Source organism: Pseudomonas cuatrocienegasensis (assembly GCF_900110925.1).
In the GTDB taxonomy this organism is placed as follows: domain Bacteria; phylum Pseudomonadota; class Gammaproteobacteria; order Pseudomonadales; family Pseudomonadaceae; genus Aquipseudomonas; species Aquipseudomonas cuatrocienegasensis.
The window spans coordinates 49407-67826 of sequence record NZ_FOFP01000014.1; the positions used below are offsets into that span (position 1 = coordinate 49407).

Here is an 18420-nt window from a genome sequence, read left to right on the forward strand (position 1 = left end):
CGGCTCTGGCGGGAATTCGCCAGCAAGCTATCGATTTTCCCGAAATGCCTGGCGAGTTCCCGCCACCAGCTCTGTTGGGCTGATCTTCGGGCCGGTATTGCTACCAAGGGATGAGTGAAATCGGCACTGCGTTGAATTGTTGGACATCCCTTGCGAGCCAAGAATTCCGGGCAGGCCGGGAAAACTTCCCGGTGATAACAATGAACCCGCTGAGGTAGCCGCAATGAAACACCACGGTCTTCGCAAGCCTTTCGCTCTCACAGCGCTGTGTGCCGCCATGCTCTTGCCTGGCGCCGCAGCCTTGGCCGCCGTCACTGATCAGGAGATCCTCGCTGACGCCACCACCACCGATGAGATCGTCACCAACGGCATGGGCCTGCAAGGCCAGCGTTACAGCCCGCTCGACATCCTCACCAGCGATAACGTCAAGGAGCTGCGCCCGGTCTGGACCCTGTCCTTCGGCGGCGAGAAACAGCGCGGCCAGCAGGCCCAACCGCTGATCAAGGATGGCGTGATGTACGTGACTGCCTCCTACTCGCGCGTGTTTGCCGTGGATGCGCGCACCGGCCGCGAGCTGTGGCAGTACGATGCGCGCCTGCCCGAGGACATCCGCCCGTGTTGCGACGTAATCAACCGTGGCGTGGCGCTGTACGACGACCTGGTGATCTTCGGCACCCTGGACGCCAAGCTGGTGGCGCTGAACAAGGACACCGGCAAGGTGGTGTGGCGCAAGAACGTCGCCGACCACAAGGCCGGTTACTCGATCACCGCGGCGCCGCTGGTGGTGGGTGGCAAGCTGATCACCGGGGTCTCCGGCGGCGAGTTCGGCGTGGTCGGCAAGATCGAGGCCTATGATCCGAAGAACGGCGACCTGCTGTGGAGCCGGCCGACCGTCGAAGGCCATATGGGCTATGTCTACAAGGACGGCAAAGCCGTCGAAAACGGCATCAGCGGCGGCGAAGCCGGCAAGACCTGGCCCGGCGACCTGTGGAAGACCGGTGGCGCGGCGCCCTGGCTGGGCGGCTACTACGATGCGGAAACCAACCTGCTGCTGTTCGGCACCGGCAACCCGGCGCCGTGGAACTCGCACCTGCGCCCAGGCGACAATCTGTATTCCTCCTCACGCCTGGCGCTGAACCCGGATGACGGCACCATCAAGTGGCACTTCCAGACCACGCCCCACGACGGCTGGGACTTTGACGGCGTCAACGAGCTGATCTCCTTCAACTACCAGGAGGGCGGCAAGACCATCAAGGCCGCCGCCACCGCCGACCGCAACGGCTTCTTTTATGTGCTGGACCGGACCAACGGCAAGTTCATCCGTGGCTTCCCCTTTGTCGACAAGATCACCTGGGCCAAGGGTCTGGACAGCAACGGCCGGCCGATCTACGACGACAGCAACCGCCCAGGCTCGCCGAACACCGCGCAGAAGGGCACCAGCGTGTTCTCCGCACCGGCCTTTCTGGGTGCGAAAAACTGGATGCCGATGGCCTACAGCCAGGACACCGGGTTGTTCTATGTGCCTTCCAACGAGTGGGGCATGGACATCTGGAACGAGGAAATCGCCTACAAGAAAGGCGCGGCCTACCTGGGTGCCGGCTTTACCATCAAGCCGCTGAACGAGGACTACATCGGCGTATTGCGCGCCATCGACCCGAAAACCGGTAAGGAAGTCTGGCGCCACAAGAACTACGCGCCGCTGTGGGGTGGGGTGCTGACCACCAAGGGCAACCTGGTATTCACCGGCACGCCGGAAGGCTTCCTGCAGGCCTTCAACGCCAAGACCGGTGAGAAAGTCTGGGAATTCCAGACCGGCTCCGGCGTGCTCGGCTCACCTGTGACCTGGGAAATGGACGGCGAGCAGTATGTCTCGGTGCTCTCCGGCTGGGGCGGCGCGGTACCGCTGTGGGGCGGTGAAGTGGCCAAGCGGGTCAAGGATTTCAACCAGGGCGGTATGCTCTGGACCTTCAAACTGCCCAAGGAGCTGGTGGCCAAGCGCTAAGCGCCAGGTAACGAAGATGGCCGGCTATTGCCGGTCATTGTCGTTGTGCGCCAGGCATGGCACGTTGCACGCAAGCGCAACCAGCTTGGCTGTGGTGGCCTCGCTGGTGGCTTGGAGGTGAAAGTCCTCTATCCGCAAGGCTTTCGCCGAGCGCGAGGTGCTCAAGGGCGTCGACCTGCATATCCCTGCGGGCCAGTTCGTCGCGATAGTGGGGCGTAGCGGCTGCGGCAAGAGCACGCTGCTGCGCCTGCTCGCCGGCCTGGATAAGCCCAGCGCTGGCCAGTTGTTGGCCGGTAATGGCGCCCTGAGCGCAGCCCGTGAGGACATCCGCCTGATGTTCCAGGATGCACGCCTGCTGCCCTGGAAACGGGTCATCGACAACGTCGGTCTGGGCCTGAGCGGCAATTGGCGAGTGCAGGCCGAGCAAGCGCTGGCGGCGGTTGGCCTGGCCGATCGCGCCATTGAGTGGCCGGCGGCGCTCTCCGGTGGGCAAAAACAGCGCGTCGCCTTCGCCCGCGCGCTTATCCACCGCCCGCGTCTGTTGCTGCTGAACGAGCCACTCGGCGCCCTGGATGCACTGACCCGTATCGAAATGCAGCAACTGATCGAGCGCCTGTGGCAGCAGCATGTGACCCCAGTGTCGTGACACTAAGGTCTGCAGAGTTGCTAGCTCGCGAACGGCGTCTAGAATTCCATGAGTCCAGCCAAGGAGACGCCTATGGGATGTCCACAAGTGTGCAGCGGCGCGGTGCTGCAGTGCAGTTTTGGGGTGGCGCCAGCGGTACTGAATGTATTGCCCATCAACCGTACGCTGACCAGTAGCATGCCGGCCGCGAACATCATGGATCATATCCCTTTGGTCAATATCGGGACCTTCGGCATGTGCCAGAGCCCCGCCAACCCCATGGTGGCGGCGGCTACTGCCGCCGCCCTGGGCGTACTGACGCCGATGCCCTGCATTCCCGCCACCGCCTCGCCCTGGATTCCCGGTGCGCCAACCCTGCTGTTGGGCAACATGCCAGCGCTGGATGCCAACTGCACGCTGATGTGTAACTGGGCGGGGGTGATCAAGATCAACATGCCAGGCCAGATGCAGATGTTGATCCCCTGATCAAACCTGGCCTGCTTCGCTCCAGCGCTTCCACCACCAGCGCACGCGCGACATGGGTTTACCTGCGGCGTCCAGCGGACGGCCATCGTTGGAGAACTGCTGGCTATCGTCCAGCAGCCGGCCCTTGAGATAGCGACTGCGGGATGCCAACTGGCCGTTGCTGTGGTAGCGCAGGTAGGCGCCTTCTTGCACGCCATCGCAGTAGTGCTCGACCTCGGCCAAGGTCCCGTCTGGGTAGTAGTTACTGGCCTCGCCGTGCATCCACCCTCGGCGGTAGCTGACTTTGCGCTGCAGCGCGCCTTGCGCCGCATAAAACATCGCGATGCCATGCAGTTTGCCGTTGAGGTAGGGCAAGAGCGCCGAGACCTGGCCGTTGGGATGGTAGAGGGTGGTCGGTCCATGCAGCTCGCCGCCGCTGTAACCAAGTTGCGCCTGGGGGCGCCCGGCTTCTTTGATACGCAGGGGGCCGTCCAGTTGGCCATCTTGCAAGTGGCCCTGCATATGGCTGTCGCCACGGGTGAGTTCGAGCTTGCCGGATTGGCTCATACCGCGCGCCTCAATTGACTTTCACCAGGCCGCCCTTGAGGGTCAGCATGCCGCCGCCATCCACGGTCTGTTCGGCCGCCGCCTTGTTGGTCAGGCTGATGCCGGCATCGTTGGTCAGGGTGGTACCAGCCTTGTTGTCCAGGGACGTGCCGGCCTGATTAGTGAGCGAGGTGCCGGCCTTGTCGGTGAGCGCCATGCCGGCCTGGGTGGTGAGGTTCTGGTCGCTCTTGGCAGTGAAATTTCCGCCACTCTGCAGGGTTAGGGTGCCGGTCACCTTGATGGTCAGGTTGCCGTCCACGGTCAGCTCATAGTTGCCGCTGACCTTGTGAGTGTAGTTGCCGCCGGTGCTGTGAGTCTGGTCGGCGCCAACCTTTACTGTGCGGCTGTCTTTGACATCCAGGGTGTCGCTGCCGGTCTGGATGGTCACCGTGCGCTTGCCCTTCTCCAGGGTGATGGTCTCGTCGCCTTCCTTTACCGTGCGGGTGCGGGCGTTCTGCACGGTGAGGGTTTCGTCGTGGCCGATGGTGGCGGTGCTGTCGTTGAGCACGTTGACCTTCATGTCCTTTTGCGCCTGCAGGAACAGCTCCTCGGCGTCCTTCTTGTCCTCGAAGCGCAGCTCGTTGAAGCCACCGCCACCTTTGGATGAGTTGGTCTTGATGCCGGATTGGGTCTGGTTGGCCGGCAGCGCATAGGGCAGGGCGTTGTCGCCGTTGTAGACGCAGCCGGTGACCAGTGGGCGATCCGGGTCGCCGTCGATAAAGGTGACGATCACCTCCTGGCCGATGCGCGGGATGAACTGCATGCCAAAGCCCTTGCCGCTCCAGGGCAGCACCACGCGCACCCAGCAGGACGAGGTCTCGTCGTTCTTGCCGTCGCGGTCCCAGGGGAACTGGACCTTGATCCGGCCGTACTGGTCGGTCCAGATTTCCTCCCCCGCCTTGCCGACCACTATCGCCGTCTGGGTGTGCATGCGCGGCTTGGGCGTGAGCCGTGGCGGGCGGTAGGCGCTGGCCTTGGGGATGGCCTCGAAGCGGTTGCGGTAGTGCTCGTGGCTGGCGTCATGGGTGACTGAGGTCAGCACCCAGTCGATATTCAGGCTGGTGTCGTCATGCCCGATAAGGCTGAACCAGTGGCCGGGCACCAACCAGCGACAATCACTCTCGCCGATCAGGCGCTTCTCCTGGCTGCGCAGCCCGTCCACGCGCTGTTTGGTCAGCGCATCGCCGCGTCCCTTGGCAATATAGCCCCCCGGATGCTCATACATCGACAACGGCCCGGCCAGCGCCTCGGCTTTGCTGTAGAGCGAGGTGGTGGGGGTGGCGAACGCGTAGTCCGTGGCGCTGTACACCCCACTCACCGCCTGCACGCTGTACTGCGCCGAGCGGATGCCATGCAGCTCACGCACGCCGATGTCTTGGCCCAGGTAGGGCACCTTCGGCCCGTTGGGGATCTGCACGAAGGCATCGCTGCTGTCACCCAGCACCAGCGTGTGCTTGCCGGCCTCATGGGTGAAAAACCAGAAAATCCCTTCCTCCTCCAACAACCGCGAGACGAAGGCGAAATCCGTCTCGCCGTACTGCACGCAATACTCGCGCGGCTCGTAGCTGCCGGAGAGCGACAGCTTGAAGTCGGTAAAGCCGTGGGCCTTGAAGATGGTGGTGACGATGTCGCTGGTGGAAAGGTTCTGGAACACCCGATTGTTGCTGGCCAGCGTCAGCCACCAGAGCCAGGGGCGCAGCACCAGCTGATAGCGGTCGGCGGTGGCATCGGCGGGGAGCTGGCGGATCTCCGCGACCAGGGCGTCGAGGGGGCGCTGGTTGGCGTCGTTGTGCAGGGTGAGGGTTACGTGGGTGGCGACGGCGCTGGGGAGGGTGAGTGCGGTGGTGCTGTCGCCGTGGAGGGCCAGGCTGCCCAGTTCGTTCAACGCTTCGCCCCCGGAAAGCGTCTGGGGGTAAAGATCCGTCAGGGCGGAGGCGCTGAGGGAGAGGCTGGTGGTGGTGTCGGTGGGGCGGGGCATTTAACAATCTCCCAGCTTTCAATAGGCAATCCTGCCTAGAAATATAAAATTGAAGATCATCTAGCTGGGTGGTGCTTGAAATATAGAGATCATCGAAACAGATCGCGAATGATATTAATATCGTCGGACGGATGTCCGACTTGCGGATCAATCCAAGTATCACCGCTCGGCATTACATCGTGATACGAGGTATATTCGACTTGCCAATCATCCAAGGTTTTTTTGCAGAGCGGGCAGCATGGTTTTGATACTCCGATATGTATTCGCACATCAAGCTTCCCGATTTGCTGGAGATATTTGAGAATTTTCATTTCGGCGTGCATGTGATCGCCGCCTTCTCGAATGATTTCGTAATTATTCGAGATGTAGCCAAAATAAGATACGCCGCCGAAAAATTCGGTTGCGTCAATTGGGCGCCCAAGAGAGTGGTCGGTCAGTATGATATCGGTGTCGTACAGGTTCAGTCGATTGGCCGCGATATACCACTTGCTATCTACTAAGGCAACCGCCACACAATCTAGGTGTGATTCCAATTGACGATTACGGATCCTTGCTTCCTTGCCCGTAGGCATGGTTGCTTTAGTTGCCAACTTGGCATGCCCGCCAGCTGCACCTTCACCACGGCTCCAGTGTATCGATAAGATGTAAGAAGCGACTTTGTCCAGCCAGCTCATTGTTTGCAGTCGCTCGAGATGATATGCATGATCTGTGAAAGCTCTTGCCCGGAACGACATTGTAACCTCGCTTTAATAAAAGACCCATAAGTAGCAGATGGATGGTTTCTTTGGGTGAGTGTTCTGGTGAGTTTGGTCTAATTTTTCATCAAAAAGGGGATGAATTTATTCTGGAGAAGTGGGTGCCAGTAAATAAATCTGCCCCTTTTGGGCAAGAGGCTAAACATTGTGAATCTCCACATCTTGGTCGAAGTTGTTTGCATTGGGGCCAAAGAGCGCTGGAGCACCGGCCACGTAGTTGCCGACAACCTGATGCGGTGCGAGTCCTTGGGGAATGTTGTATGCCGGAAACTGGCCAAAGCCGGGCGGTAGCACCGGCAAGGCGGCGCGATTGGTAACGGCGTGGTGAATTACGGCCTGGATAGAACCTTGGATCTTCGGAAGTGACACTGCTCGCCATTTTACAACTATGTGGGATGGACAATAGGCATAGAGATCATTTTGTAACTCAGGCGGGACTGCAAAGTTGTCGACTGAGCGAATGACGTGATACTCAACGCCAATCCAGTGGTTTGGCATTGGGTTGCTCAGGTCGAAGGCTCTACAGGCGGATAAGAAATTTCGGATATGGTTTTCAATGCCCCGGTGCCAGCTATTGGCCTGTGAACTCAGGATTGTCAGGTTGCTCCAATGATTGCCTGGCCCTCCCCACTCCGCATTGATCAAATGCGCGCGTACCCAACTCAATTGATCTTGGTTGAAGGTGTGAGTCGGATATCCCATTCCAGTCCATGGTGTGTTCCAGCCTTCACCGGTAGCCGTTGCTTTGTTGTTTGGCAGGATTCCACCGGGTGCGGCGATATCAGGCCCCAGAACACAATGTGCCCATGTTGCTCCCATGGGCTTGTGGTGGACTGTGTGCAGTGGCCCATAGGCCTCATCTTCTATGGTAAAAGCCAATTGATCCGTATTTATGTGGCCGTGTTGATTAACCCATTTGACCATGGAAACCCCCTGGGCTCGGACGTTAAATATTTGCCGTGTATCACATGCTCTGGTTATTTTGAGTGTTCGTTTACCTTTTTCATGTAATTTATGTTTTCACTGATAGCGCCTGTTTCTTTATTTAATAGCGGTTCGTTGTCGTACTTGTATATTTCCAGAGTGATGGAGCCTTTCTGCAGTGCTTCGTGAAAGCACTTCTCTGCCGAAACTTCGTCGCCCTTGTTTTTGTTCCATTCGCTCAGGCCTGGGTGGTTGGTAACGACTGTTAATGGACGAATGGCGTGCCTTATTAGTTGTTTGAATTTCTCCTGACCACCACCTTTGTAGGTGGATAGGCTGAAAGAAATATAGAAGTGCGGAGGAAGGCCTACTCTGTTGTTGGTTGTCATTCCTGAATCTGATTCTTGGATCCTGGCTCTGAGCACATTCCACGCAGTTTGAGAATATTTATCGGCATGATGTATTTCGCTGCCAACAGCTCCGCCCGCATTAGTCAATACGGTTAGGGTCTTGTCAGTGACGTTGGCGAGTATTAAATCTCCTGCCATGTTCGTAATGCCTCATCCGATCTATGTGTTTTTGACTCTGGCGCATTCCTTACTCCAACACCCACTCCGCCAACTTCCCCGTCACCTGCGCCATTAGCACATTCTCGATATCCCGTGCGCCGGCTGCGCTGCATTTGGCGAGCACGGCCTTGACGATGGCGGGGTCGAAGTCGAATGGCTTGCCGGTAGCGGCCTTGTAGCGTTCCCGCAGTTTCTCCAGCTTGGCCAGGACGATGCCTTCCAGCGTGGTTTCATCCAGCGGGCGGTAGGGCACGACGGTCATGCGGGCGAGGAAGGCGGGGCGGAAGGCTTGTAGCAGGACCTTGCGCAGGCGTTCGTTGAAGGCGTCGCTGCCGAGCTGGTCGGTGGGGGTATCGAGGATCAGTTCGGCGCCGACGTTGCTGGTGGCGAGCATTACGGTGTTTTTGAAGTCCACCACCAGGCCGGTGCCGTCTTCCATCACGCCTTTGTCGAAGACGTTGTAGAAGGCTTCCAGCACGTCGGGGTGGGCTTTTTCGATTTCGTCCAGCAGCACCACGGAGTAGGGGCGGCGGCGCACCGCTTCGGTGAGCACGCCGCCGCTACCGTAGCCGACGTAGCCGGGCGGGGCGCCTTTGAGTTGGCTGACGGTGTGGGCTTCCTGGTATTCAGAAAGGTTGATGCTGATCAGGTTGCGTTCGCCGCCGTAGAGGGCGTCGGCCAGGGCGTAGGCCGTCTCGGTTTTGCCGACGCCGGTGGGGCCGACCAGGAGGAACACACCCACCGGTTTGGCTGGGTCGGTGAGGCCGGCGCGGTAGGCCTGGATGCGCTGAGCGATGGTGGCCATGGCGTTGTTCTGGCCCATCACCCGCTGGCCCAGGCGCTGGCCGAGGGTGCGCACGGCGTAGGCTTCGTCGGCGAGCATCTTGCCGATGGGGATGCCGGTCCAGCCGGCGATCACCGCGGCGACGATGCGCGAGTCGACCTGTTCGGGCACCAGCGGGTCGTCTTCGCGGATGGCCTCCAGGCCGGCTTCCAGGCGGGTCAGCTCGGCGGCCAGATGGTCGATGCGGCCATCCAGTTCGGCGTCCGGTTTGGCGGCGTCGGCGCTTTCGCACAGGGCCAGTAACTGGCGACGGGTTTGCAGCAGTTCGCGCACCGCTTCGCGTTCTTCGCCCCAACGGCGTTGCAGCGCGCGGATGGTCACGAGGTTGGCGGCGGATTCCTGCTCCAGCGCGGTGATGCGGGTGCTGTGCTCCAGACCGGTAGCCTGTTCACGGCGCAGGCGCAGCAGCTCTTCGGCCACGGCTACTTCGCGATGGCGCAGGCTCTCCAGGGGCGGCGGTACGTCGTGCTGGCCGAGGGCGACGCGGGCGCAGGCGGTGTCCAGTACGCTGATGGCTTTGTCCGGCAGTTGCCGACCGGAGATGTAACGGTGGGAGAGTTTCACCGCGTCGAGGATGGCGGCATCCAGCACCTGCACGCCGTGGTGCTGTTCCAGTTTGCTGGCCACGCCACGGAGCATTTCCACGGCGGTGGTTTCGTCGGGCTCCTCCACTTGTACCAACTGGAAGCGCCGGGCCAGGGCCGGGTCCTTCTCGAAATACTTTTTGTATTCCAGCCAGGTGGTGGCGGCCAGGGTGCGCAGCTCGCCACGGGCCAGGGCCGGTTTGAGCAGGTTGGCGGCGTCGCTGCCGCCCTCGCTGCCACCGGCGCCGATCAGGGTATGGGCCTCGTCGATAAACAGGATGATCGGCTGCTCGCTGCTGCGCACCGCATCGATCACGCCCTTGAGGCGCTGCTCGAACTCGCCCTTGACCCCGGCGCCGGCCTGCAGCAGGCCAAGGTCGAGCACACGCAGAATGACGTTTTGCAGCGGTGGCGGCACATCACCGGCGGCGATGCGCAGGGCCAGACCTTCAACCACTGCGGTCTTACCGACGCCAGGGGCGCCGACCAGAATCGGGTTGTTCTGCCGGCGGCGCAGGAGGATGTCGATGCTCTGGCGGATTTCCCCGTCGCGCCCGACGATGGGGTCGATGCGACCGGCACGGGCGTCGGCGGTGAGGTCTTGGGTGTATTGGTCGAGCACCGACTCCTGAGTCGCAGCCTTGCCTTTGTTGGCAGGCGTTGCGCTGGCGGTCTGTTCGCGGGAGCTTTGTGTCCAGTCCTGGAGATTTTCGCGCAGGGCATCCCGGGGGATACGCAGCAGCGATGAGGCGCTGTTGAGCAGCAGGCTGCGGCGTTCGTCGCGCTCCAGCAGGGCCAGCAGCAGCAACCCGGAGCGGATGCTGGTTTGCCCGGAGACACTGGCCTGGACCACGGCGTCCTCAAACAGACCAATGGTTTGTGCAGACAGCGCCGGCGTACGGGTGTTGCCGGCTTTGAACAGCTCCAGTGCCTGGTTGATTTCCGAGGCCACGGCGTCGCGTTCCAGGCCAAAACGGGGCAATAGATAAGCCAGGTCGCCGCCTTCTATATCCAGCAGTTCCAGCAGCAGATGCTCGATCTCGACATAGTGATGGGTGCGTTGCAGGCACCGCTGGGCGGCACGCTCCAGGGCGCGGCGGCTTTCGGCGTTGAGGCGGCCGATCAGGCTACTGAGTTCCATGCTCAGGCCACCTCGCTCTGCCGCAAGCGGGTGTCGATGTGTTGCAGTTGCTCGCTGCGCAGGTGCAGGCCGCTGCTCCAGCGCAGCCGTGGTGGCGCACGGCGGTCGAGGGTGAGTGGCGCGCCGGGGCGCACCAGCAGGCGCAATTCGCAGTCCAGGTCGGGGCCAAAGTAGAAGCCGGCCAGGCTGGCGAGTTCGCCGTGGGCGCTGCCGCTGGGCAAGAAATCTTCTGCCCGTGCGCTACTGAGTGGGCCGAGGATCAGGCGAATACCGGCATGCTCGTCCCACACGCGGGTGCCGGCAATCGCACTTCGGCCCAGGCTCAGGTTGCGGCCATTGCGTTGCAGGCGGCTGCGGCTGGCAGCGGGAATGTCCCGCCAACTGCCGCAGTAGGCCTCGTAGCGGGTGCTCACCGCAAATTGTTGGCTGACCAGCGCGGCAAACCCAGCCAACGAACGGCGGCCGCCGGCGAACAGGGCGGTGCGTGCGGTAACCGTGGCATCGGGCACGGCCAGGCGCTGTTGCAAGGCATCCGGCAGGAGGCCGCAGAGGGCCAGCAGTTGCGCCTGCACGGGGGCGTCCTGGGGGGCGCGAAAGCCCAACGCCAGGCGGTGTTTGCCGAGCACGCGGTAGAGCAGGCTGAGCAGGCGGTGTTGGAAAATATCGAGGAACTCGGCCGGCGCGTGGTCTTTCAGCCGGGCGCGCTGCGCCAGCCATTCTTGATAGGCATAGGGCAGCGGACCGTCGGGGCCGCCGAGGCCGAATACCGGGGTGGTCAGGGTGATAGGTTGCCCCGGCTCTTGCACCAGGCTCTCCACCTGGCTGGCGGCAAAGCTGGCGCTCAGTGGCCCGCGCAAGCGCACGGCTTCACCCTGCGGGGCGCTGCTCTGGCCGAGGAGGGCGGCGTTCGGTTGTTCGCGCTCAAGCAGCAACAACGCCTGCAGCAGCTCGAAAGCCTGCGGCGTGTTGCGCAACCGTTCGCTCAGAGCGACAGCGGCATACCGGCTTGGGGTGACCACGTTTTTACTTCCTTGTCAGCGTCTAGCAGGACGGTTCGCACGAAGCGGTTGGTGGTGGCGTAGACAGAAAAGAACTGCGCCAGTACGGCAGAAAAAAGTACCGGGCTGGCACCGACAAAATGCTCTGGGTCGAGGTTCAGGCGTACTTCCAGGCCGTTGCGCCAGCCGCGCCAGGCGTCCGCGCCAACATGCGCCATCACCCGTTCGCAGCGCAGTTGCTGGATGCCGGCAATCTGCCGTCGCGCGCTGTTTTCATCGCGCAGGTTGTGCAGGCCCAGCAGCTCGCGCAGGGCGTCCAGCGCCTGGGGGCCTTCGACCAGAGACAGGTGGTTGAGGGTCAGTTGCGAGACCAGCCGCCAGCGCGATTGCCCCGCCAAATGCGGCAGGCTTTGCGGGGTGGGTGGCGTCAGCAGGCTGGCCAGGGCTATCGGGCCGGGACGCTCAAAGCCCAGTCGGGTGCCGGCCGGCAGGCGCTCGGCCAGATGCCGGTTGGTGCAGCGCAGGTCGGCGGTAAGGCTGTATTCGGGGGCGTCCTGCAACGGGTCGAAGCCGCTGTCCACCAGGCTCAATAACAGGTCGGTGCCCAGGCGGTTGGGCGTCAGGCCCTGGACCCGCCGCGCGTGCCAGTAGAGGTCCCGGCCTGCTTGATCCTGGCCGTGGCTGTGGCCGTAATAGGCGGGCAGTGCTTGTACGCCTTTGGCGGACACGCAGCGAACGCTGCGGATGCTGTGGATCTCGACGCTGTTCTCGCGGTGGGCATCGGCCACCAGGCGGTATTCGCTGCGGGTGCCATCCGGGCGCAACGGCTCGGAGGTGCGCGGGAACAGGTTGATGGCCGGCGCACAACCCAGGCGCAGCTCGCTCGGTTGCAGGTGCAGGCGGCTCCCAAGTGCACGATCAAAGGTGATGATCACCCGGCATTGGTTGCCGACCGTGGGCGGGGTGAAGGGGATATCGAAAAAGGCGAATTTTTCCGGGAAGGTGAAGTATTCCGCGAGCAGTCGCAGGCCGGGATGCTGGCCGTCTTCGTCGGGCAGCAGGGCCTGGTCGGCGGCGAAACCGACGATGGCCGGTGCGCCGTGGCAGGTTTGCAGCGGCTGGCCCGCTGCCGCGCAATAAATGCCCAGGGTGTGCGCGCCGAGCAGATCGTAGAGTGCGGCATTGGTCACCGGCGAGGCGGCAAGGTGCACACGCAACTGGCGGATGGGCAACTGCGCCCAATCGAATTCGCCCAGGCATTCCAGGCGCAGGCTCAGGGCCGAGCGGGCCAGGGGTTGTTGGGTAAGGGCGACGGCTTCATCACCGTCGAGCAGGGTCGCTTCGCTGATGCGCAGGGGCCAGAGCATGGCCTCGGCACTGGTGCGCAGGTAGACGCTGGCGCCTTCGGCGGTGGTGACAAACAGGGGGGTGTCGCGGGGGATGCTAAAGCCTTCAGCCAGGCTGCCCTGGGTCGGGTCTGGGTCGAATTGGACGATGGTACAAGAGGGCAGCGGGCGTAATGCCAGGGGGTAGAGCTGCTCCAGCAGGGCGTCGCTGAACTGCCCGTAGTCATCGTCCAGGCGGCGTTGCAGGCGGGCGGTGAGCAGGGAGAAGCCTTCCAGCAGGCGTTCAACGTGGGGGTCTGGGCACTCGCCCGGCGCCAGTTCCAGGCGCCGGGCCACTTTTGGGTAGCGCGCCGCGAAACCGCTGCCGGCATGGCGCAGCCAGGTCAGTTCCCGTTGGTAGTAGTCGAGCAGTTCGGCGTCAATCGAGTCGCTCATGGCGCACCTCGATGCCTTCTGCAGCATTGTCGATAACGAACACGGCGGGCCAGTGCTGCTGGCCGGCGCGCAGCATGCCGGCGAGGCGTATCAATAAGCGCTGGGGTTGGCCGTGCTGGGTTTCTATATCCAGTTCGCTCAGTTGCAAGCGGGGTTCAAAAGTCTGTATGGCCAGGCGGATTTCCCGCAGCAGCGTGCGTCGGTCTTCATCGCGCTGGGGCTGCAGGGCGCTCCAGTCACCTATGCCATAGTCAATCACGCTGAGCGGCGTGCCATGGGTACGGTGCGCACGGCGGGTATTGAGCAGGCGGCCCAGTTCGCAGCGCACCGACTCGGCGAGGGCGTTCTGATCGAACGCCCGCACGTCTTCTGTCTGGCTGCAAAGACGCTCGAAGAGCGGCGGCTGCGGACTGGCCTGGGGCATGGGCAACCCTTACTTGGTGAGTTTGTTGGCGGCGAGGTCCCAGGTGGACGCCGAGGTGCCTTCCTTGGTGCCGTCGTCCTTTTGTGCGGTGAGCTCCCATTTGATTTTGGTGAAGTTCATCGACAGGGTTTCCACCGGTTTGCCGCCAGCGCCACCGCTGACGCTGACGTTGGACAGCACCACGTTGTCCAGGGTGTAGATGATGAAAGGCAGCAGCTTGCCGTCACCTTCGGCGGCGTTACGGCCGATGGTGATCTTGGCAAGGGGTATGGGTTTGCCGGCGCAGCAGTACTCATTGAGCGTCGGGGTTGAGGTGTCGACGAACTTGGTCACGGTGAACTCGCCGATGTGCGGCTTGCCCGAGGTGCGTTCCGAGTTACTGACATCGTTGGTGACCTGCATGGCCACGTTGTGGCTGTAGGACATCAGCTCGATCTTGTTGAGGTAACCCTCAAGCAAACTGTCACCTTTGATGGTGTCGCCGAGGTCGAGAATAATCGCATCCATTGCTGCTAACTCCTGGATCGGGAAAAGGGGTATGGAAAGGCCCGCAGCGCTAACTGCGGGCTAGGGGTCAAGCGGCTACGGGTGGTGGCAACTCGGCTACCAGGCGGATCGAGGCGGTCAGCTCCTCCAGCTGGAAGTGCGGGCGCAGGAACACAGTGGCGCGATACACGCCGGGCTTGCCGGCGACCTCGGCAACGTCCACGCGGGCTTCGCGCAAGGGGTACTGGGCCTTGATTTCCTGGGGGGCGTTGTCGTTGATCAGCACGTAGTCGGCGATCCAGTTGTTCAGGTAGGTCTGCACGTTGTCGCGGGTCATGAAGCTGCCCACTTTGTCGCGCATGATCACCTTGAGGTAATGGGCGAAACGCGAGGCGGCCAGCACGTAAGGCAACATGGCCGAGATGCGGGCGTTGGCGTTGGCCTCGTTGGTGTTGTACAGGCGAGCTTTGTTGGTGGTCTGGCCGCCGAAGAACACCGCCAGGTCGGTGTTTTTCTTATGGCACAGGGCGATAAACCCAAGGTCGTTGAGTTCCTTCTCGCGGCGGTCAGTGATGGCCACTTCGGTGGGGCACTTCAGTGACAGGTCGCCGGAGCTGGTGCGGAAGGTGTGCGCCGGCAGGCCAGCTACTGCGCCACCGCCTTCAGTGCCACGGATAGCCGCGCACCAGCCGTATTTGGCGAAGGCCTCGGTAATGCGCTGGGTCAGTACCCAGGCGGCATTGCCCCAGAGGTATTTGGAGTGGTCGGTGCCGTCGACGTCCTCAACGTAGTTGATGCCTTCGACCGGTTTGGTGTCGGGGCCGTAAGGCAGGCGCAGCAGGAAATTCGGCAGCACCAGGGAGACGTAGCGTGAGTCTTCGCTCTCGCGGAAGCTGCGCCATTTGATCAGCTCCTGGCTCTCGAAGACCTTGGCCAACTCGCGCGGCACAGCCAGATCGGTAAAGCTGCTCATGTCGAACAGGCGCGGGCTGGCGGCGGCGATAAAGGGCGCATGGGCGGCCGCTGCCACGTTGGAGAGTTTCTCCAGCAGCGCCACATCCTGGGGGTGGCGGCCGAAGCTGTAGTCACCGACCAGCAGGCTGAAGGGGTTACCGCCGAAGGTGCCGTATTCCTCTTCGTAGATTTTTTTGAACAGCGCGCTCTGGTCAAACTCGACCGCTTTCTCCAGGTCGGTCTGCAGCTCCTTCTGGGTGGCGTTGAGCAGGCGCAACTTGAGGCGGCCGCTGGTTTCGGTGTTTTGCACCAGCATGTGCAAGCCGCGCCAGGAGGCTTCGAGTTTCTGCAGGTCAGGGTGGTGGAGCACTTCGTTGAGCTGTGCGCTGATCAGCATGTCGATCTGGCTGATGCGGTCGTTGATCATGGCCACCGTGTCCTTGTCGATGGCCATGCCTTCGTCGAGTACCTGGGTGGCGAACTCGGCGAGCATGTCGCGGGCGTAGCCCTGCTGGCTGTCGTCATGAGCCATGCGGCCTTCGGCGATGATGCGGTCAAGCAAGCTCAGGGTTTGCGTGCTGCTTTCACTGGTTGTACCGGCTTCTGTTGCCATGGTGATTTCTCCGGAAATTCGCGTGTCGGTCAGGCCTGCGGTTCGGCCGGTTCATCGCTGCCGCTGCTCTCAGCAGACGCCGATTCTTCAGCTGTAGGGGTTTCCGGGCGAGCCGATTTGATTTCCTGTAGCCCCTCCGTGTTGCTCACCACTTCCTTGAGCAGTTTGTCCAGGTCGTCATTGCCGTCCAGCTTGGTCAGCAGGTCACGCAGACGCTGGCGTGCTTCATAGAGGCGATGCAGAGGGGTGATTTGCTTGACGATGCTGACCGGGTCGAAGTCGTCGATGTCCTTGAAGCGCAGCTCGACATTGAGCTTGCTGCCATCGCCGCTGATGGTGTTTTCCACCTGCAGAGTGGTGCGCGGTGCAATGGAGGCGAGGACTTGATTGAAGTTGTCGCGGTCAATTTCGGTGAAACGCCGTTCGCCCAGTTTGGGCAGAGGCTGGTCGGGCTTGCCGGAGAGGTCGGCAAGAATGCCCACGACTAACGGCAACTCCTTTTTCTCAATGGCGTTGCCGATTTCGACGTCGTAGGTGATCTGGACGCGGGGTGGGCGGATGCGGTCCAGTTTATGTTGCGTGCTTTCAGCCATGGTGGTTGAGCTCCGGGACAGTTCCTGGAGCGCAATGCAGCGGAGGGACTCCGTGCTCGCACTCCTTTGCTAGATCACGAGCACCAAGGGCAGCCGAGCGACGGGCCTGTCCGTGGCAATCTCTTTTCGCTCGTCTGCACGACGAACTACACATAGACGCTAGAACAGGTCTATAAATTTGCAAACACAAATTCTGAGTGTGATTGCTATGAGGCAAGGACGTTTCATTTTTCGTTGGTTTTTCCTCCTGGGCGCTGCTGCAGTGTGGCTGGTTGGCTGCTCGCTGTTCGCTGCCAAAGTCCAGCTCGACAGCCTGACGCTGGACGTGGCCAGCCGCGCCAATGACAACATGCCGATTGCCGTCGACTTTGTCGCCGTCCAGGACCCTGAGCTGCTGCAACTGCTCTCGGGGATCAACGCCAGGCAGTGGTTTGCCGAGCGTGAGCAATACCGGCGCGACTACCGCCAGCGGTTTTCGGTCTGGAGCCTGGAGTTGGTGCCCGGGCAATTGATGGAGGTGTGGGATTTCCCTTTGGCCGGCACTCCGGCGGCTGGACTTTTGGTCTTCGCCGGCTATAACACTCCAGGTGCTCACCGTTTGCGGGTGGATGAGCAAGAGCGAATCTGGCTCAGGTTCGATAGCAGGGACATGCGCTTGTTGAGCGATGGCGCGCCTTAGACGAGCCTCGTGGCGGGTGGTTGTGTGCTCATGACAACACGGGATGTCGAAGGGGAGTGGTATGAAGGTTTTGCCTGACGCGGTGTGCTGGCACGAAGGGATGCAGCTGTTGCCTCAGCACTTTCAACTGCAAGGGTTGCGTGCAGAAGTGCTGGCGGCGCAGCTTGCTCAGGCGGCCAATCCGTGGTTTTGGGGGGTGAACCGCTGTGAGCTAGATCCGGCGGCCTTGAGTGCCGGGCTGGTGCGCATTCAAGCCCTTGAGGCGATCTTGCCCGACGGGCTAGCGGTCAGCCTGCAGCCAGGCTGTGGGCTGACTCTGGAATTGGACATCGGCCCGGCGACTGCCGAGGCGCCCAATGCTTGTGTGACGGTGTACCTGGCGGTCAACCCGCTCGGGCGTAGCGGGCAGGTGTTGCCGCTGACGGGCCGTTTGACCTCCATGGTGGGTGAGGCAGTGCCCGATTTGGCCAGTGGCGAACACCCCGAACCGGTGCTGGTGTGGCGGCCGAACCTGCGCTTGGTCACCGACACTGGGCGGGCCGATTCGGTCTGCTTGCCGTTGCTGCGCATCGCCAAGGAGGGCGGCGGGTTCGTGCGCCAGCCGTATGTCGCGCCGAGCGCCCAGGTACTCCCCGAATCGCTACTTGGCCAATCTGTGGCCGGGCTCTGCGCCGGCGCACGGGAGAAGTGTTTGTTTCTCGCGGGCCGTTTGCGCCAGGCCGAGCAGGGCGGCAATCAGGAAGACGCCGGGGAAATTCGCCGGCAGTTGGCCGCACTTTGGGCGCGCCTGCCGGAAGTCGAGGCCGCACTCAATAGCCGGGTGGCCACGCCGCATCACCTTCACGGCGTCCTTACGGGCATGGCCGGCGCCTGGTGTGCGCTGGACCCTGGCGCCGGGGTGCCGGCTTTTGCGCCACTTGACTACCAGGAGCTCAAACGCGGCTTCGACGAAGTGATCGACTGGCTGAGCACGGTACTGACGCGGGTGCGCGTCGGTTACCGCTGCCTGGAGTTCGATCGGGTGGAGCAGGGCTTTTGCATCCAGTTGCCTGACCCCTCGGCACATCGCCAGCGCCTGGTGATTGGCCTGCGCATGCCGGCGGGTACCGGCGAACAGGCGGCGCTGGCCTGGCTCAACCAAGCCATTATCGCGTCCCAGGCGCATATACCCAGGTTGGCCCGGCAGCGCATGAGTGGTTTGCAGCAGCAGCCGATGAGCCGCGCTGAACAACTGGCGTTCAGCGTGGGAGAGGAAACCCGCTTGTTCGTCATTCAAGCGACCGGCGAGTGGTTCGACCCTGAGCAACTTCTGCATATCGTCATGCCGGGGCAAACAACCCATGCCAGCCCCTGGCAGATTGTCCTGTTTGTTGCCAATGCCCAGTGAACTGAGCCTTAC

16 protein-coding genes and 1 pseudogene are annotated in these 18420 nt (G+C 62.0%); 5 read left to right on the forward strand and 12 right to left on the reverse strand.

The window, feature by feature from the left end; genetic code table 11:
• Window positions 1-223 precede the first annotated feature (223 nt).
• From BMW49_RS17915 to BMW49_RS17925, 3 genes and pseudogenes are all read left to right on the forward strand, one after another.
• Window positions 224-2002: a methanol/ethanol family PQQ-dependent dehydrogenase gene (locus BMW49_RS17915; protein ID WP_069519121.1), complete on the forward strand. Its 1779-nt coding sequence runs from the start codon at window positions 224-226 to the stop codon at window positions 2000-2002.
• 130 nt (window positions 2003-2132) lie between these two features.
• Window positions 2133-2630, forward strand: a pseudogene (locus BMW49_RS17920) (ATP-binding cassette domain-containing protein); the annotation flags it as partial.
• Between the two features lie 90 nt (window positions 2631-2720).
• Window positions 2721-3113, forward strand: a complete 393-nt coding sequence (locus tag BMW49_RS17925) for a DUF4280 domain-containing protein (protein ID WP_069519120.1) — start codon at window positions 2721-2723, stop codon at window positions 3111-3113.
• On the opposite strand, the gene BMW49_RS17930 is transcribed toward BMW49_RS17925, so the two are convergent.
• The 12 genes from BMW49_RS17930 to tssB all read right to left on the reverse strand — a co-directional run bounded on the left by BMW49_RS17930 (window position 3114) and on the right by tssB (window position 16342).
• Complete coding sequence (locus tag BMW49_RS17930; protein WP_069519119.1) at window positions 3114-3659, reverse strand: toxin-antitoxin system YwqK family antitoxin; 546 nt, start codon at window positions 3657-3659, stop codon at window positions 3114-3116.
• 10 nt (window positions 3660-3669) lie between these two features.
• Window positions 3670-5676, reverse strand: a complete 2007-nt coding sequence (locus BMW49_RS17935; protein WP_069519118.1) for a type VI secretion system Vgr family protein — start codon at window positions 5674-5676, stop codon at window positions 3670-3672.
• Between the two features lie 89 nt (window positions 5677-5765).
• The gene (locus BMW49_RS17940; protein WP_167362819.1) at window positions 5766-6350 is read right to left on the reverse strand and encodes a hypothetical protein; all 585 of its coding nucleotides are present in this window, start codon (window positions 6348-6350) and stop codon (window positions 5766-5768) included.
• A 219-nt stretch (window positions 6351-6569) separates the two neighbouring features.
• Window positions 6570-7355, reverse strand: a complete 786-nt coding sequence (locus tag BMW49_RS24615; protein WP_139133825.1) for a hypothetical protein — start codon at window positions 7353-7355, stop codon at window positions 6570-6572.
• Between the two features lie 53 nt (window positions 7356-7408).
• Window positions 7409-7903, reverse strand: coding sequence for a hypothetical protein (locus BMW49_RS17945; protein WP_139133824.1), 495 nt, complete (start codon window positions 7901-7903; stop codon window positions 7409-7411).
• A gap of 49 nt (window positions 7904-7952) precedes the next feature.
• Window positions 7953-10493 (reverse strand): type VI secretion system ATPase TssH, encoded by a 2541-nt coding sequence (gene tssH, locus BMW49_RS17950; protein WP_069519115.1) that lies wholly within the window; start codon window positions 10491-10493, stop codon window positions 7953-7955.
• 2 nt (window positions 10494-10495) lie between these two features.
• Window positions 10496-11512 (reverse strand): type VI secretion system baseplate subunit TssG, encoded by a 1017-nt coding sequence (gene tssG, locus BMW49_RS17955; protein WP_069519114.1) that lies wholly within the window; start codon window positions 11510-11512, stop codon window positions 10496-10498.
• Window positions 11476-13272 carry a type VI secretion system baseplate subunit TssF gene (gene tssF, locus BMW49_RS17960; protein WP_069519113.1) on the reverse strand — a complete coding sequence of 599 codons (1797 nt, stop codon included), beginning with the start codon at window positions 13270-13272 and terminating at the stop codon, window positions 11476-11478. The genes tssG and tssF overlap by 37 nt, the downstream gene beginning before the upstream one ends.
• Window positions 13256-13696 (reverse strand): type VI secretion system baseplate subunit TssE, encoded by a 441-nt coding sequence (gene tssE, locus BMW49_RS17965; RefSeq protein ID WP_069519112.1) that lies wholly within the window; start codon window positions 13694-13696, stop codon window positions 13256-13258. Before tssE ends, tssF begins: the two co-directional genes overlap by 17 nt.
• A 9-nt stretch (window positions 13697-13705) precedes the next feature.
• Window positions 13706-14203, reverse strand: a complete 498-nt coding sequence (locus BMW49_RS17970) for an Hcp family type VI secretion system effector (RefSeq protein ID WP_069519111.1) — start codon at window positions 14201-14203, stop codon at window positions 13706-13708.
• A gap of 67 nt (window positions 14204-14270) precedes the next feature.
• Window positions 14271-15749 carry a type VI secretion system contractile sheath large subunit gene (gene tssC / locus BMW49_RS17975; RefSeq protein WP_069519110.1) on the reverse strand — a complete coding sequence of 493 codons (1479 nt, stop codon included), beginning with the start codon at window positions 15747-15749 and terminating at the stop codon, window positions 14271-14273.
• A gap of 29 nt (window positions 15750-15778) precedes the next feature.
• Window positions 15779-16342, reverse strand: coding sequence for a type VI secretion system contractile sheath small subunit (gene tssB, locus BMW49_RS17980; RefSeq protein WP_069519109.1), 564 nt, complete (start codon window positions 16340-16342; stop codon window positions 15779-15781).
• Between the two features lie 208 nt (window positions 16343-16550).
• Here tssB and BMW49_RS17985 point away from each other — a divergent pair, with 208 nt between their 5' ends.
• Window positions 16551-17021 carry a type VI secretion protein gene (locus tag BMW49_RS17985; protein ID WP_069519108.1) on the forward strand — a complete coding sequence of 157 codons (471 nt, stop codon included), beginning with the start codon at window positions 16551-16553 and terminating at the stop codon, window positions 17019-17021.
• Between the two features lie 61 nt (window positions 17022-17082).
• Window positions 17083-18408: a type VI secretion system baseplate subunit TssK gene (gene tssK, locus BMW49_RS17990; RefSeq protein ID WP_069519107.1), complete on the forward strand. Its 1326-nt coding sequence runs from the start codon at window positions 17083-17085 to the stop codon at window positions 18406-18408.
• Window positions 18409-18420 lie beyond the last annotated feature (12 nt).

What these genes read in the sequence shown, in the direction of transcription:
- BMW49_RS17935 (WP_069519118.1), bottom strand. Translation starts at nt 5,676, where the DNA reads ATGCCCCGCCCCACCGACACCACCACCAGCCTCTCCCTCAGCGCCTCC.
- tssK (WP_069519107.1), top strand. Translation starts at nt 17,083, where the DNA reads ATGAAGGTTTTGCCTGACGCGGTGTGCTGGCACGAAGGGATGCAGCTG.
- BMW49_RS17930 (WP_069519119.1), bottom strand. Translation starts at nt 3,659, where the DNA reads ATGAGCCAATCCGGCAAGCTCGAACTCACCCGTGGCGACAGCCATATG.
- BMW49_RS17945 (WP_139133824.1), bottom strand. Translation starts at nt 7,903, where the DNA reads ATGGCAGGAGATTTAATACTCGCCAACGTCACTGACAAGACCCTAACC.
- BMW49_RS17925 (WP_069519120.1), top strand. Translation starts at nt 2,721, where the DNA reads ATGGGATGTCCACAAGTGTGCAGCGGCGCGGTGCTGCAGTGCAGTTTT.
- tssE (WP_069519112.1), bottom strand. Translation starts at nt 13,696, where the DNA reads ATGCCCCAGGCCAGTCCGCAGCCGCCGCTCTTCGAGCGTCTTTGCAGC.
- tssB (WP_069519109.1), bottom strand. Translation starts at nt 16,342, where the DNA reads ATGGCTGAAAGCACGCAACATAAACTGGACCGCATCCGCCCACCCCGC.
- BMW49_RS24615 (WP_139133825.1), bottom strand. Translation starts at nt 7,355, where the DNA reads ATGGTCAAATGGGTTAATCAACACGGCCACATAAATACGGATCAATTG.
- BMW49_RS17985 (WP_069519108.1), top strand. Translation starts at nt 16,551, where the DNA reads ATGAGGCAAGGACGTTTCATTTTTCGTTGGTTTTTCCTCCTGGGCGCT.
- tssH (WP_069519115.1), bottom strand. Translation starts at nt 10,493, where the DNA reads ATGGAACTCAGTAGCCTGATCGGCCGCCTCAACGCCGAAAGCCGCCGC.
- BMW49_RS17970 (WP_069519111.1), bottom strand. Translation starts at nt 14,203, where the DNA reads ATGGATGCGATTATTCTCGACCTCGGCGACACCATCAAAGGTGACAGT.
- BMW49_RS17940 (WP_167362819.1), bottom strand. Translation starts at nt 6,350, where the DNA reads ATGAGCTGGCTGGACAAAGTCGCTTCTTACATCTTATCGATACACTGG.
- tssC (WP_069519110.1), bottom strand. Translation starts at nt 15,749, where the DNA reads ATGGCAACAGAAGCCGGTACAACCAGTGAAAGCAGCACGCAAACCCTG.
- BMW49_RS17915 (WP_069519121.1), top strand. Translation starts at nt 224, where the DNA reads ATGAAACACCACGGTCTTCGCAAGCCTTTCGCTCTCACAGCGCTGTGT.
- tssF (WP_069519113.1), bottom strand. Translation starts at nt 13,272, where the DNA reads ATGAGCGACTCGATTGACGCCGAACTGCTCGACTACTACCAACGGGAA.